Genomic DNA, 14,818 nt, shown 5'->3' on the forward strand with positions numbered 1-14,818 from the left:
GTTTAGTCCTCCTCGGACAGGCTGAACCAGAAGAATCCGTAGGGCGGCAGGGTGACGGTCCACTCCCGGTCATACTCGATGACCGGGAAGGACTCCCCACCGGAGAGCTCCCGCGGCGTGGCCCCCGCGAAAGCGCTGAGGTCAAGGGACACCGCCTGCGGCCGCTCGGAGAGGTTGTTGACGCAGAGGAGCGTCTCCCCCTGATATTCGCGAAGGAAGCTCAAGACCGCCTCATTCGCGGAGTCCACCTCCCGGTAGCTGCCCAGGCCGAAGGCCCGGTACTGCTTGCGCACGTGGATGAAGGAGCGCGTCCACTGGAGCAGGGAGTTCCCCATCTGCATTTGGTTCTCGACGTTCACCGTCGCGTAGCCATACTGGTCGTTTTGGATGGCCGGGAGGTAGAGGCGCTCGGGATCGGCCTTGGAGAAGCCTCCGTTACGGTCCGAGGACCACTGCATGGGCGTGCGCACCCCGTCGCGATCGGGCAGCCAGATGTTGTCCCCCATGCCGATCTCATCACCGTAGTAGAGGACGGGGGAGCCGGGGAGGGAGAGCAGCAGCCCGGTGAAGAGCTCGAGCTGATTCCGGTCCCCGCCGAGAAGCGGGGCAAGGCGGCGTCGAATCCCCACGTTGGCGCGCATGCGCGGGTCCTTGGCGTATTGGCCGTACATGTAGGAGCGCTCGGCCTCGGTGACCATCTCGAGGGTGAGCTCGTCGTGATTGCGCAGGAAGATGCCCCATTGCGCGGAGGAGGGGATGTCCGGGGTGTTCGCGAGGATGTCGGAGATCGGCACCCGAGACTGCTGCCGCGCGGCCATGAAGATCCGCGGCATGAGCGGGAAGTGGAAGGCCATGTGGCACTCGTCGCCGACCTCCGGCTCGCCAAAGTACTCGACGACGTCCTGCGGCCATTGGTTTGCCTCGGCGAGGAGCACGCGGCCGGGGTACTCCTCGTCGATCACCTGGCGGACCCGCTTGAGGAAGCCGTGGGTTTCGGGGAGGTTCTCCCCATTGGTGCCCTCGCGCTCGAAGAGGTAGGGCACGGCGTCGAGGCGGAAGCCGTCGAGTCCCAGGTCCAACCAGAAGCGCATGACGTCGAGCATGGCTTCCTGGACGGCGGGGTTGTCATAGTTGAGGTCGGGCTGGTGGGAGAAGAAGCGGTGCCAGAAGTACTGCTTGCGCACTGGGTCCCACGTCCAATTGGACTCCTCGGTGTCGATGAAGATGATGCGGGCTTCGGAGTAGAGCTCCGGATCATCGGACCACACGTAGAAGTCCCCGTAGGGGGAATCCGGGTCCCGACGGGACTCCTGGAACCACGGATGCTGGTCGCTGGTGTGGTTCATGACGAGGTCCGTGATCACGCGCAGCCCTCGACGGTGGGCGTGGTCGATGAGCTCGACGAAGTCCTCGACCGTGCCGAACTCCGGCAGGATCTCACGGAAGTTGCGGATGTCATAGCCGCCGTCGCGCAGCGGGGAGTCGTAGAAGGGCGGAAGCCAGATGCAATCCACGCCCAGCCACTGGAGGTAGTCGAGTTTCTCCGTCAGACCCTTGATGGAGCCAGAGCCGGAGTTCTTCGGATCGTAGAAGGCCCGGACGAGGACCTCATAAAAGACCGCGTCCTTATACCACTCGGGGTCGCTGCGTTCCCAGGGGTTATCGCCGGGGGCAGGGGCCGGGGTGTCATAGTCCTCCGACTCGTGCTCGACGAGGTAGCCTTCCTCGTCAACATGAGGCCGGGGCGCAGTCTTTGCTGGCTTCGGGGTCGTGTTGTCACCGGGATAGAGGCTCTGGGTCATAGCAACAACTTTAGCGGGTGACCCCATAGGCGCCCCGGATGTGGCCGAGGGGATCCTTTCGCAACGTGCTCCTCGCGTGGCCTTCCTCCCGGCCCGCTCCGTGGACCTCGAGGACCGCCCGGTCCCTCTCCGCCTCATAGGGCGTCCAGGGGAGGGAGTCCGACGCGATGAAGCGGGCGAGCATGCGTCGAGCCCACACGCTTGGCTCGGCCTCGAAGTACCAGGGGAGATCATCGCAGTGGGTGATGATCTCCCCGGCCGCCGGGTCGCTGCGGTGCTGGAGGACCCAGGTGGGGCAGGGGGAGAGCTCGGCGCCCGCTGCGACGTAGCGGCGGATCGTGCCATCGCCGATGACCTCGCCGATCTCGTGGCCCTCGGGCAGCTGCGCGGTGTAGGAGGAGAGCGCGTCCGGGTCGCAGCCCAGATGCCGCGCGAGCCCCCGGGCAAGCGGGCGGGCAGCGGCCCTCCCATCGAGGCGCCGCGCCACCGGGTGCCGCCAGAATTCCGCATCCGTGCAGGTGAGAAGCAGCGGGACGGAGCTCACCCACTCCGAAGGCTCGAGGGGATAGGGCCCGAAGGGCACATCGGTGGGGAAGAAGTAGCGCACGCGGGGCAGCCGCCGCGCAAGCCGCTCCGGGTGCTCCCTGGCTAGGTCATTGAGCTCGCGGCGAAGAAGCGGCGTGCCGAGGGCGGTGCGCACCGCGCCGTGGCGCTGGGCAGAGGAGCCGCGCGGATAGGCCGGGGAGAGCGCGATGGCTCGACGGAAGCCCCCGCGGAAATGGTCCTTGCGCAGAAGCCACAGCACAATCCCGCCCCCGGCGGACTGGCCCATGAGCGTGACGTTGGTGGGATCCCCGCCGAAGGACTCCACGCAGCGCTGGATCCACTCGAGCCCCAGGAGGCAATCCTCGATGCCGCGGTAGTGGCTGGGCCCGTCGCCGCGCAGCTGGGTGAAGCCGGGGGCACTCAGCCGATAGCCCAGGCACACGCAGACGTAGCCCTCGCGGGCGAGCGCCCGGCCCTGGGTTTCTGGGTCGGCATGGGTGCCATGGATATAGGAGCCGCCGTGGATATAGGCGATGACCGGCGCATCCGCGCCGGGCGCGCTCCCCGCCGGGGCGTAGACGCTGAGGGCGGTGCGGTCTTTGTGCGTGCGCGTCGCGTCGAAGGGGGAGCCGGCGGAGCACAAGGAGGTGGCGAGGGAGGGGTCGTCAAAGGGGGCCTCGTAGTGGACGTGGGGGAGGGAGAGGAAGCAGCGGATGCCGTCGTCCTCCTCCGTGCCGGTGATCGCTCCGACGGGTGTGTCCACGGTGATCGTCCTCATGCCCGCCAGCCTAACGCTACGATCAACAAGCATGACGCAGAACATAGAGAACAACCCGCTCCTCCAGCCCTCCCCCCTGGAGTACGAGCTTCCCGATTTCGCCGCCATCCGCACGGAGCATTTCCTCCCCGCCTTCGAGGAGGCCTTCCGGCGCCACGACGCCGAGATCCGCGCCATCACCGAGGTGACGGAACCCACCTGGGAGAATGTCGTGGAGGCGATGGAACGCAGCGGCCGGGACCTCCACCGGGTGGCCTCGGTGTTCTTTAATCTGCAGGGCACGGACGCGGATGAGGAGATCGACGCCATCGCGGAGGAGATCGCCCCGAAGCTTGCTGCCCACAGCGACGCGATCTACCAGAATTCCGCCCTCTACCAGCTCATTGAGCAGGTCACCCCGCCGGGCGACGAGGAATCCGAGCGCCTCCACGCCTACCTCCTGCGCCAGTTCCGCCGCGCCGGGGCGGACCTTACTGAGGAGGAGAAGACGCGGCTCAGCGCGATCAACCAGCGGCTCTCCACCCTCAGCGAGAGCTTCGGGCGCAACCTCCTGGCCGACACCCAGGCGCACGCCGTGCACATCGAGAACGAAGAGGAGCTCGACGGAATGAGCGAGGCGGACAAGCAGGCCGCCCGCGAATACGCCGCCGGGCTGGGAACGGACGGCTGGGTCCTGCCGATCGAGCTCCCGACGGTGCAGTCCGCCCAGGGCAGCCTCGCCCGCCCGGAGACCCGCGCCCGACTGTGGACGGAGGCCGGGGAGCGCGGCCGCACGAGCAACCCGGAGGTGCTCGTGGAGATGGTCCGCCTGCGCGCCGAGAAGGCGGAGCTGCTCGGGTATCGCTCGCACGCCGAGTACGTCGTCGAGGAAGAAACCGCCGACGTGGACGCCGTGCGTGAGCTCCTGGAGAACCTCGCCCCCACGGCGGCGGCGAACACCGCGGGGGAGGACAAGATCATCGCGGAGGCCGCCGGGGTGCCGAGCATCGATCCCGCGGATCGCCCCTACTTTGACAACGTCGTCCGCGAGCGCGACTACCACCTCAACACCGCCGAGCTGCGCTGTTACTTCCCCCTGCAATCCGTCCTCCGCGAGGGCGTCTTCCGCGCAGCGCAGCGCCTCTACGGCATCACCGTGCATCCGCGCCCTGACCTGCGGGGATACGCCGAGGGCGTGGATGTGTGGGAGGTCAAGGAGGCCGACGGCACCGGCATCGGCCTCTTCCTCACCGACTACTTCGCCCGCCCCTCCAAGCGCGGCGGGGCGTGGATGAGCAGCTTCGTCGACCAGTCGGAGCTGCTCGGCACGAAGCCCGTCATCATCAACGTCATGGGGCTGCCCGCCACGGAGGATAAGAACCCGCTCCTCAGCATCGACGACGTCCGGACCGTCTTCCACGAGTTCGGCCACGCCCTGCACGGCCTGCTCTCCGCGGTGCGCTATCCCAGCTTCTCCGGGACGAACGTGCCCCGGGACTACGTGGAGTTCCCCTCCCAGATCAATGAGAATTGGGCCTTCGACCCCTCCATCGTCCGCCACTATGCGCGCCACTACGAGACCGGCGAGCCCATCCCGCAGAACTACCTCGACGCCATCGCCGCAGCGCAGGAGTGGGGCCAGGGCTATGGCACCGCCGAGTACCTGGGCGCCGCCATCCTCGACTTCGCGTGGCACTCCCTCAGCCGCGCGGAGGCCGCGGAGATCCCCGCCACCCCGGAGGGCGTCGCAGAGTTTGAGAAGAAGGTCCTCGCGGAGGTGGGGCTGAGCGACGTGCCCCCGCGCTACCGCTCCACCTACTTCAACCACATCTTCGCCGGCGGCTACTCCGCGGGCTACTACTCCTACCTGTGGGCGGAGGCCCTCGACGCCGACGGCTTCGACTGGTTCACCGAGTCCCACGCCGCCGGGCCCGACGCCCAGGAGGACGCGGCCCGGGCCGCCGGCCAGCGCTTCCGCGACCTCGTCCTCTCCCGGGGCGCATCCCGCGACTTCACGGCCTCCTTCGAGACCCTCCGCGGCCGGGGCCGGGATCTGGGGCCGCTCCTGCGCCGCCGCGGCCTGGCGGGGGCGGAGGCCTAAATGGACGGGCTCAGCCAGTTCCTCGTGGACCTACCCCTGTGGGCCCAGGCGCCCCTCGTCGTCCTCCTCGCCGTGCTCGTGTGCGTGGGGGTGGCCTCGCTCCTCCTCCGGGTGATCGACATCATCAATGCCTGGCTAAGGCGCGGGTATCATAACCCCCATGGCCAATCCTGAGGAGCTTCGTAAGCGCGATCGCCAACTGCCCAAGAACAAGCGCCGCTACCCGCAGTCGCGGGTCACGCAGGTGCTTGTTCTTCTCATCGTCGTCGTGATCGTCGCGTGGCTCGTGTCCCTGCTGTAGAGGGGCGCTAGGGGCGCTGCGCGGCCTCGAGGATCCGCTGGGCCAGGGGGTGCTCCGTGAGGTCCTCGATGAGCACCGGCGTGCCCGCCTCATCGCAGAGGGGGATACACCAGTTGGGGTACTGCTCCCGGACCGTGCCCGGCTGGTTCTGCGTGCGACGATCTCCCACGAGGTCGACGATCGAGGTGCAGGTGAGCAGCGCCGGGGTGCGGGCGATGAAGCGGTGGAGTCCCACCAGCTGATCGGCCAGATCGCCGCGCTCGGTGCGGCCGGAGCCTTCGAAGGCGTGGCCCTCCAGCGGCGTGTCGTGGAAGCAGCCGCTGCGCTGGGCTTCGTCGAGAATGCGATTCTGCCAGGCGCAATCGGAGGCGTCCTCGGTGGCCTCGTCGGCATCGAGGAGATCGAGCTCGGCGCGAAGCCGGACGTGGCTGCCGTCGAGCTGCCCGGCGCAGGGCGGCATGTCGTGGGTGGTGACGGAGGCGAGGCAGAGCTCGCGGTAGTGCTCGTTGGGCTTCGGGGTGTTCTCGCCCTCCGATTCGAACCACAACACCGAGGTGCCCAGCAGGCCGCGCTGGGAGAGGACGTCTTGCACCCACGGCTCAAAGGTCCCGAGGTCCTCGCCGATGACGATCGCGCCCGCGCGCTCCGCCTCGAGGGCGACGATGCCAAGCAGCGCCTGGAAGTCATAGGAGACGTAGGTGCCGGTGGCCGGGGGCTGGCAGCGCGGCATCCAGAAGAGACGGAAGAGGCCGAGGACGTGGTCGATGCGGATGCCGCCCGCGTGGCGGAGCACGGTGCGCAGGAGGTCGCGCCAGGGCCTGTAGCCCGCCTCGGCGAGAGCGAGCGGGTTGAGCGGGGGCTGGGACCAGTCCTGCCCGCGCGTGTTGTAGGGGTCCGGCGGGGCGCCCACGGAGGCGTCGGGGGCCAGGACCTCGGCGAGGTTGTGCGCGTCGGCCCCACCGGGATGCACGCCCACCGCGAGGTCGGCGACGATCCCGATGCTCATGCCCGCGTCGAGCGCCGCCTGCTGCGCTGCGGCCCACTGCTCATCACAGAGGAATTGGAGCCACATGTAGAAGTCGACGGCCACCTCGGCGTCTGGCTCGACGGCGTGCTGCCCGCGCAGCCCCTCGCGCTCGAGGTCCTGCTGGGCGCACCAGGTGGCAAAGTCGCGCAGGCCGGGGCCCTCCGCGTCAACATAGGTGCGGAAGGCGGCGCGGCGCTCGGGGACGAAGGGCTGGGCATAGAGCTCCCGCAGCACCTGGAGCTTGGCCTCGAAGATGGGGTTGCGCTCGATGATCTCGGGCGTGCTGTTGAGCGGGAGGAAGCGCTGCGCGATGGCGTCGATCTCCGCGCGGATGTCCTCGGGGAGCTGCTGGTACTCGGGGATGTCCTCGATGTGCAGGTAGATGGGGTTGGTGAAGCGCCGCGAGGTAGGAAGATACGGCGAATCCTCGACGGGCGGGAAGGGCTCCCCGGCGTGCATCGGGTTGATGAGGAGGAAGTCCGCCTGCGGGGCCAGGCTCGCCGCGAGCGTGCCGAGGTCGTGGAAGTCGCCCATCCCCCAGGACGTGCGGGAGCGCACGGAGTAGAGCTGAGCCATCACGCCGTGGCGCCGGGTGCGCTCGACGCTGATGCTCTGCGGGGTGATGACGAGGGTGCAGCGGGCGCCGTCGGCCGGCCCCTCGCTGTGGAGGAGGAGCTCGTGCCAGCCGAGGGGGAGATCCTCAGGGAGGTAGAAACTTGCTTCGCCCCACGTGATGTCGCCCACCTGCGTGGGCGGAGTCCAATTCTCGCCCTGGTAGGCCTGGCGGGTGGATCCGTCCTCGAGGAGGATGTCGACGTGGGCGGGGGCTCCGTCGGGAACATGCACGAGGACTTCTGTTGGCTGCCCGGCGGCGCTCACCACGCAGGGCGGAAGGGGGCGGGAGGCGTGCTCCTCGTGATGGCGTCGGAGAGCGGCGCCGAGGGCCTCCTCCGAGCCATCCCCGAGGTCCACACCCATGGCGCGCAGGAGGTGCTCCAGGGTTTCCGCAGGTGCATAGACCTTTTCCCCGGAGTTGGACCAGTATTCCGTGGCGATCCCGTAAACGGAGGACAGTTCGTTCAGAAGTTCGTGATGCGTCACGCTCATTTATTGTGCCATTGATCGATGCCGGGCGTGCACGTGGCTGGGCGCAAACTCGGCGCGAGTGCAGGGGGAGGAGAGTGTACCGTTAAACGAGGCTTGGGAAGCAACTGAGTTTGAGAACGAGGAGAGTGACGTCGTGCAGGAAAACAGCACCCCCGCTGCCTTCGATATTCACGAAGGGGAAACCCCGCTGACCGCCATGCTGGATTCGGCTCGGGCGCGGCCCTACGGGATCGTCTTTACCCGGCCCAAGAATTATGAGTGGGTCAACGTCACCGCCGAGGAGTTCGTGCGGGAGGTGTATGACGTCGCGAAGGGCTTCATCGCCGCCGGCGTCGAGCAGGGGGACCGCGTGGCGCTGTGCTCGACGACGCGCTACGAGTGGACCGTCCTCGACTTCGCAATCTGGGCCGCCGGCGCCGTGAGCGTCCCGATCTACCCCTCCTCCTCGCTCAGCCAGGTGCAGTGGATCATTGAGGACTCCGAGGCCGTCTTCGCCGTGACGGAGACGCAGGAGCACACGGCCCTCATGCGCCACCTCGTGGTGGGGGACGACGGCCGCCCGGCGCTGAGCGACTCCTCCTCGCGCCTGCGCCGGATCCTGGAGATCAACTCCTCCGCCCTGCACACCCTGAAGTTCGAGGGGCGCCCGGTGGATGACAGCGAGGTGGACGCCCGCATCAAGGCGACGTCGACGGATGACCTCGCGAGCCTCGTCTACACCTCGGGCACGACGGGCCGCCCGAAGGGCTGCGAGCTCACCCACCGCAACTGGATCACGCAGATCCGTGCCCTGCTCACGCACCCGATTGGGGCGATTGCCGTGCCGGGCACCCGGGTGCTCACGTTCCTGCCGCTGGCTCACGTCCTGGCCCGGGCGGTGTCGCTCGCCGTGATCATCGGCGGCTGTACTCAGGCACACTGGTCGGATACGTCCATGCTCACCGCCCAGTTCCAGCGCTTCCGCCCGAACCTCATCCTCGGTGTGCCGCGCGTCTTTGAGAAGGTACGCAATGCGGCGTCGGCGAAGGCGATGGACAGCGGCCCCGTGCAAGCGGTGGCCTTCCAGCGCGCCGAGCGCAGCGCCATTGAGTACTCGCGGGCGCTCGACACGGAGGAGGGGCCCTCGCGGATGCTGCGCGCCCGGCACGCCCTCTATGACAAGGCCGTGTACTCGAAGATCCGCGAGGTCATGGGCGGCTCGGTGCGCTATTGCATCACGGGTGGCTCCTCGATGAGCGATGAGATCGGCCACTTCTTCCGCGGGCTGGGGGTTCCGGTGTATGAGGGCTATGGCCTCACCGAGTCCTGCGCCGCGGCGTGCGTGGACTTCGAGGATCAACTCATCGGCTCCGTCGGCAAGCCGCTGCCCGGCTACGCGGTGCGCATCAATGAGGACGGGGAAATCCTCCTGCGCGGCGATGGCATGTTCCGCGGCTACTGGCACAACGAGGAGGCCACGCGGGAGGCCTATGACGACGACGGCTGGTACAACACCGGTGACCTGGGCGAACTCCAGGACTCCGGGCACCTCGTCATCACGGGACGCAAGAAGGACCTCATCGTCACGGCCGGTGGGAAGAATGTGTCCCCGGGTCCGCTGGAGGACATCCTGCGGGCGCACCCGCTCATCAGCCAGGCGATGGTTGTGGGAGACGGGAAGCCTTTCATCGCGGTGCTCATCGCTCTCGATGACAACGCGCTCACCCGGTGGAAGCTGGATCGCAACATCCCGATGAACCGAGCGGTGAAGGAGCTGGCCACCGAGCCCACCCTGCGCGCCGAGATTCAGGACGCCATCAACACGGCGAACCAGACGGTCTCCCATGCGGAGGCGATCAAGAAGTTCTACATCCTTGACCGCGATCTCAGCGAGGAGGAAAACGAGCTCACCCCGACGATGAAGGTCAAGCGCAACGTCGTGGTTCGCCGCTTCAGCGATGCGATCGATCACATCTACGGGCACTAGGCTCGGAATGCCATGCCCCGCGCGGCGCGGCCAGTTCAGCTCTGGCTGAGAAAGTGGTGAGTTTCTTTTTAACGACACTCCGGCGTCGTACCCCGGTATGGCGCCGGTTTTCGCGTACTGTCACCAGGTGTCAGCCCAAAGTCTCAACTAGTACTTGAGGGGACGTCGCCCGGGTCGCCGGAGAATCGGAAGGAGTATCGCCACATGCAGATGAGCGCCGCTGAGCTCCGTCACCGGGAATTGACGCAGGAGCTCTACGACATTGGCGATGAAGTGGCCGGCTACCTGGAGAACCTCATTGAAGCGGTGGAGGACTGGGACGGAGAGCTCGTGGCGGATTGCCTCGCGGAGCTCGAGGAGATCTGCGAGGACGCGGCCCGCGACTCCCGCACGTGCACCGCGGAGCTCGACGGCCTCCGCCGCGCCCTCACCTCGGGCCTGAAGAAGGGGCGCTTCTCCGTCCGGGGGCACGTCCCCACGGTGGATCACCCGGGTTTCTGGGAGGCCCCTGGTTTGGAGGCCCGCCACCCGCTGACCTCCTCACCGCTGTCGGTGCCGGACTTGGCGCGCACCCTCCAGGCCCGCACGGCCACGACGGCCGAGACCCTGCGGGCCTACGTGGACTACTGCCTGGATCAGACGGCCTATGGCATCGAGGAGCTCGGCCAGCTGGACCTTCCCCGCTTCTACCGCGAGCTGGAGCGGGAGACCCGCACCGTGGCCTGCGCGTGGCTCGCTGCCGTCGCGGAAGCCCACCCTGGCTACACCCGCACGATGCGCGGCCAGCACCCACCGGAGTTCCTCTCTGAGCGGGCGCGGATTGACGCTGTCGTCGCGCGAGTGGCGGCCCGGAGGGGGCATGCGGCCACTGCCTCGGGCGGCCACTACGCTTCCTAGGTATGACTTCTGAGGGCCCCGCTGCGCCGCCCTTCGGCGTGTATATTCACGTTCCCTTCTGCGCGACGCGCTGCGGCTATTGCGACTTCAACACCTACACCCCCGGCGAGCTCGGCACGGCTGCCGGCCCGGACAGCTACCTCGACGCTCTCGAGGAGGAGCTGCGGCTCGGCCGCGCGGAGGTGGGCGATCGCCCGGCGGAGACGGTGTTCATCGGCGGGGGCACGCCCTCCCTGCTGGGGGCGGAGGGCCTCGCCCGCATTCTCGACGCCATCCGCTCCACCTTCGGCCTCGCCCCCGGGGCGGAGGTCACGACGGAGTCCAACCCGGAGTCCACCTCCCCGGCCTTCTTCGCCGGCCTGAGGGAGGCGGGCTATACGCGGATCTCGCTGGGGATGCAGTCGGTCTCTCCGCACGTGCTGCAGGTGCTGCAGCGCCGGCACACCCCGGGCCGGGCCCTGGCGGCGGCGCGCGAGGCCCGCGAGGCCGGATTTGCCCATGTCAACCTCGACGTTATTTACGGCACCCCGGGGGAGAGGGACGAGGACGTCGTCGAGACCATCGAGGCGGCGCTGGCAGCGGGCGTCGACCACGTCTCCGCCTACTCGCTCATCCTCGAGGACGGGACGGCCATGGCGCGCAAGGTGCGCCGCGGGGAGCTCCCGGCCCCGGACCCGGATGTGCAGGCGGATCGCTACGGGATCATCGACGGGCTGCTCAGCGATGCCGGATTTCGCTGGTATGAGGTCTCCAACTGGGCTCTCCCCGGCGGGGAGTGCCGCCACAACCTCATCTATTGGACCGACGGCGACTGGTGGGGCGCCGGCCCCGGCGCGCACTCCCACGTTGGCGGGCGGCGTTTCGCGAATGTCAAGCACCCGGCGCGCTATGCCCGGGAGCTCGGCGAGGGGCGCCTGCCGATCGCGATGAGCGAGGAGCTGAGCGCGGAGGATCGGCACACTGAGCGCATCATGCTGGGGCTTCGGCTGCGTCAGGGGGTGGCGGAGAGCCAGCTCTCGCCCGCGGCGGCGGGGGTGATTGAGCCCTATGAGCAGCGCGGATTGCTGCGTCGCGAGGGGGGACGGATCCGGGTGAGCGGCGAGGGGAGGCTCCTGGCGGACGGCATTATCGCGGACCTGCTTTTAGCAGAGGAGGGGCGAGTCTGCCAGAATGGGGCGTGAGCCGCGGTCCGCGCACACACTGATCACCACGGAGGAGGTGCCTGCGAGATGGCTGGAGAGACTGCCCGCCGCCGCCAGGAGGTGTTGAGGGCGATCGTTGCTGATTACATCGCCTCGCAGGAGCCGGTGGGTTCGAAGGCGCTGCTGGAGCGGCACCACATGCCGGTGTCCTCGGCGACGATCCGCAATGACATGGCGGTGTTGGAGTCGGAGGGCTACATCGTGCAGGAGCACGCCTCCTCAGGCCGGATCCCCACGGAGAAGGGGTATCGGCGCTTCGTGGATGATCTGCACGAGATCAAGCCGCTCAGCCGCGCCGAGCGCCATGCCATCATGAGCTTCCTCGAGGAGGGCGTGGATCTGGAGGATGTGCTGCGCCGCAGTGTGCAGCTGCTCAGCCAGCTCACTCGGCAGGCGGCGGTGGTGCAGCTGCCCACGCTCACGGTCTCCCGGGTGAAGCACTGTGAGGTGGTGGCGCTCACCCCGGTGCGGCTGCTCCTCGTGCTCATCACGGACACGGGCCGCGTGGATCAGCGCAACGTGGAGTTGCCGGCCCCGCTCGACGCTGACTCCGTCCACCGCGTGCGCGACCTCCTCAACTCCGCGCTCGTGGGCAAGACGCTGCAGGATGCCTCCAGCTCCCTCGCGGATCTGGCCGCCAGCGCCCCCGCGGAGCTGCGCGCGGCCGTCGTCTCGGCGTGCACGGTGCTCATTGAGACTCTCGTGGAGCAGCCGAGTGATCGGATCATCCTCGCCGGCGCTTCGAATCTCACCCGCGGGGCGCGCAGCCTTCCCTCGGGTTTGCCGACGGTGATCCAGGCCCTCGAGGAGCAGGTTGTGGTGCTTAAGCTGCTGGCGAATGTGCGGGACCCGGGCGATGTCACGGTGCTCATCGGGGAAGAGAACGCGGCCGAGCAGTTGCACGGGGCATCCGTGGTCACCTCCGCTTATGGCGCGGGGGCGGGCTCGGGCGCGGCCCTGGGCGGCATGGGTGTTGTGGGCCCCACATTTATGGACTACACGGGAACAATCGCGCGGGTGTCCGTTGTTGCGAGGTATGTGAGCCGAGTCCTCGCCGGGGAGTGAGGCGGGGAGTGGAGCGGGAGCAATGTCTGTTCCCGCGGTCCCTGCCGGTAAACTGTTCCGGCGATCGGGGTGCGAAGGTTCGTCTTTGACCTGTTGAAGGAAGGAAGTTTAGTCAGACTGTGGCGCGTGACTATTACGGAATCCTTGGCGTGGATAAGTCCGCGACTGACCAAGAGATTAAGAAGGCCTACCGGAGGCTTGCCCGGAAATACCATCCGGATGTGAACCCTTCGGAAGAGGCGGCGGAAAAGTTCCGGGAGGCCACCGAGGCACACGAGGTGTTAACTGACCCGGAAAAACGCCGGATCGTCGATATGGGGGGAGACCCCCTGGACCACGGAGGTCGTGGGGCGCCCGGTGGCGCCGGCGGCTTCGGAGGCTTCGGCGGCGGTTTTGGCGACATATTCGAAGCCTTCTTCGGCGAGCACGCCGGAGGTTCTCGTGGTCCGCGCTCTCGCGTTCAGCCCGGAAACGACGCTTTGCTGCGAGAAAGCATCACGTTGGAGGACGCGTTCCAAGGGGTGCGCAAGGACATCGTCGTGGACACCGCCGTGTTATGTGACCACTGCGGTGGAACCGGCTCGGAGTCCCGCGCCAAGCCGGTGACCTGTGACCAGTGCGGCGGCACCGGCGAGATCCGGGAGATGCAGCGCTCCTTCCTGGGGAACGTCATGACGACGCGCCCCTGCCCGAAGTGCCAGGGCTTCGGCGAAATCATCCCGGATCCCTGTTCCCGCTGCGGCGGGGCGGGCCGGGTGAAGAAGCGCCGCACCCTCGTGTGCAACATCCCGGCCGGCATCCGCGACGGCATGCGCATCCGCATGGCCGGGCAGGGCGAGGTCGGCCACGGCGGCGGCCCTGCCGGCGACCTCTACGTCGAGGTCGCTATCCAGCAGCACCCGGTCTTTAGCCGCGACGGCGATGACCTCCACATGACCGTCCGCGTCCCCATGGTTGACGCCGCGCTGGGCACGGACCTCTCCGTGGACGGCCTGGGCGGGGAGAGCATCAACCTCACCATCGACCCCGGCACGCAGCCCGCCGATCACATTCGCCTCCCCGAGGCCGGCATGCCGCATGTTCGCTCGGGTCAGCGCGGGGATCTCATTGCCACGGTGGACGTCGTCGTGCCCCGGGAACTCGACCAGCGCTCGCGCGAGCTCCTGGAGAAGGTGCGCGAGCACCGCAGGGAGGAGGTCGCCGTCAACAGCGCCGACGACGGCGAGGAGTCCCTCTTCAGCCGCCTGAGGAATAAGTTCCGCCGATGAGCCTGGCCACGTATTGCGTCGAGGACCTCGCGGAGCAGCTGGCCGCGGGCGGGTCGCTGCGCCTGCGCGGGCCGGAGGGTCGCCACGCGATCACCGTGAAGCGGGTGCGCGAGGGCGAGGAGATCATGCTCATCTCCGGGACGGGAACGTGGGCGCGCGCCCGCGTCGACTCCCTGCTGGGCAAGGAGGAGGCGCTGCTCAGCGCCCTCGATCACGGGGAGGCCCCCGAGCCGCGGCCGCGTGTCACCGTGGCTCAGGCCCTGCCGAAGTCGGAGCGCTCGGAGCTCGCGATTGACCTGGGAACCCAGGCTGGGGCGGATGCCTTCCTGCCCTGGCAGGCCGAGCACTGCGTGGCCAAGTGGTCCGGTGCGAAGAAGGTCGAGCGAGGCTTAAGCAAGTGGCGGCACGCGGCCCTCGCCGCCGCCAAGCAGTCTCGACGCCTCCGCGTCCCCACCATCAGTGACGTGCACTCCACCGCGCAGCTCGTGGAAGCGATCCGGGATCTCCGCTCTCGCGGGGGCGTGGCCCTGCTCCTCGAGGGCGATGCGGGGCAACCGATTGCGGAGTGCGATCTCGACGTCCCCGAGGTGCTGCTCGTCGTCGGCCCCGAGGGCGGGATCAGCCCCGCGGAGCGGGCGGAGCTCGGTGCGGCAGGTGCACAGGAGGTGCGCCTGGGCCCGGAGGTGCTGCGTACCGCGAGCGCAAGCATGGTGGCGCTCGCTGCGATCGGCGTTTTAACGCAGCGCTGGTAAGGTGACCGGCAGTAATACTCTCGAGGA

At 68.2% G+C, this 14,818-nt stretch carries 12 protein-coding genes; 9 read left to right on the forward strand and 3 right to left on the reverse strand.

What is annotated here, in order from left to right:
• Positions 1 to 2: 2 nt before the first annotated feature.
• Together treS and L1O03_RS03150 are read right to left on the reverse strand one after the other, a co-directional pair.
• Positions 3 to 1,802 (reverse strand): maltose alpha-D-glucosyltransferase, encoded by a 1,800-nt coding sequence (gene treS, locus L1O03_RS03145; RefSeq protein ID WP_236117949.1) that lies wholly within the window; start codon positions 1,800 to 1,802, stop codon positions 3 to 5.
• Positions 1,803 to 1,812: 10 nt separating this feature from the next.
• Positions 1,813 to 3,126, reverse strand: a complete 1,314-nt coding sequence (locus L1O03_RS03150) for a carboxylesterase family protein (protein WP_236117950.1) — start codon at positions 3,124 to 3,126, stop codon at positions 1,813 to 1,815.
• A gap of 31 nt (positions 3,127 to 3,157) precedes the next feature.
• On the opposite strand from L1O03_RS03150, the gene L1O03_RS03155 reads away from it, so the two are divergent.
• The 3 genes from L1O03_RS03155 to L1O03_RS03165 are packed head-to-tail and all read left to right on the forward strand — an operon-like array spanning position 3,158 to position 5,507.
• A complete protein-coding gene (locus L1O03_RS03155) occupies positions 3,158 to 5,206 on the forward strand; it encodes a M3 family metallopeptidase (protein ID WP_236117951.1) in 2,049 nt (682 codons plus the stop codon).
• Complete coding sequence (locus tag L1O03_RS03160) at positions 5,207 to 5,380, forward strand: hypothetical protein (RefSeq protein WP_236117952.1); 174 nt, start codon at positions 5,207 to 5,209, stop codon at positions 5,378 to 5,380.
• Positions 5,367 to 5,507 carry a hypothetical protein gene (locus L1O03_RS03165; protein WP_236117953.1) on the forward strand — a complete coding sequence of 47 codons (141 nt, stop codon included), beginning with the start codon at positions 5,367 to 5,369 and terminating at the stop codon, positions 5,505 to 5,507. Before L1O03_RS03160 ends, L1O03_RS03165 begins: the two co-directional genes overlap by 14 nt.
• A 7-nt stretch (positions 5,508 to 5,514) precedes the next feature.
• Here the strand turns inward: L1O03_RS03165 and malQ are convergent, their stop codons facing one another.
• A complete protein-coding gene (gene malQ / locus L1O03_RS03170; RefSeq protein WP_236117954.1) occupies positions 5,515 to 7,635 on the reverse strand; it encodes a 4-alpha-glucanotransferase in 2,121 nt (706 codons plus the stop codon).
• Positions 7,636 to 7,837: 202 nt separating this feature from the next.
• Here malQ and L1O03_RS03175 point away from each other — a divergent pair, with 202 nt between their 5' ends.
• The 6 genes from L1O03_RS03175 to L1O03_RS03200 all read left to right on the forward strand — a co-directional run bounded on the left by L1O03_RS03175 (position 7,838) and on the right by L1O03_RS03200 (position 14,791).
• Positions 7,838 to 9,607: an AMP-dependent synthetase/ligase gene (locus tag L1O03_RS03175; protein ID WP_236118059.1), complete on the forward strand. Its 1,770-nt coding sequence runs from the start codon at positions 7,838 to 7,840 to the stop codon at positions 9,605 to 9,607.
• A 204-nt stretch (positions 9,608 to 9,811) separates the two neighbouring features.
• Positions 9,812 to 10,504 carry a hypothetical protein gene (locus tag L1O03_RS03180; protein ID WP_236117955.1) on the forward strand — a complete coding sequence of 231 codons (693 nt, stop codon included), beginning with the start codon at positions 9,812 to 9,814 and terminating at the stop codon, positions 10,502 to 10,504.
• A gap of 2 nt (positions 10,505 to 10,506) precedes the next feature.
• A complete protein-coding gene (gene hemW, locus L1O03_RS03185; protein ID WP_236117956.1) occupies positions 10,507 to 11,685 on the forward strand; it encodes a radical SAM family heme chaperone HemW in 1,179 nt (392 codons plus the stop codon).
• Positions 11,686 to 11,733: 48 nt separating this feature from the next.
• Positions 11,734 to 12,771 (forward strand): heat-inducible transcriptional repressor HrcA, encoded by a 1,038-nt coding sequence (hrcA, locus tag L1O03_RS03190; protein ID WP_236117957.1) that lies wholly within the window; start codon positions 11,734 to 11,736, stop codon positions 12,769 to 12,771.
• Between the two features lie 119 nt (positions 12,772 to 12,890).
• Positions 12,891 to 14,039, forward strand: coding sequence for a molecular chaperone DnaJ (gene dnaJ, locus L1O03_RS03195; protein WP_236117958.1), 1,149 nt, complete (start codon positions 12,891 to 12,893; stop codon positions 14,037 to 14,039).
• Entirely contained in the window at positions 14,036 to 14,791 is a 756-nt protein-coding gene (locus L1O03_RS03200; RefSeq protein WP_236117959.1) for a 16S rRNA (uracil(1498)-N(3))-methyltransferase, read from the forward strand. Before dnaJ ends, L1O03_RS03200 begins: the two co-directional genes overlap by 4 nt.
• Positions 14,792 to 14,818: the final 27 nt, after the last annotated feature.

Origin of the sequence: Corynebacterium uropygiale, assembly GCF_021568315.1 — a bacterium.
Classification (GTDB): domain Bacteria; phylum Actinomycetota; class Actinomycetes; order Mycobacteriales; family Mycobacteriaceae; genus Corynebacterium; species Corynebacterium uropygiale.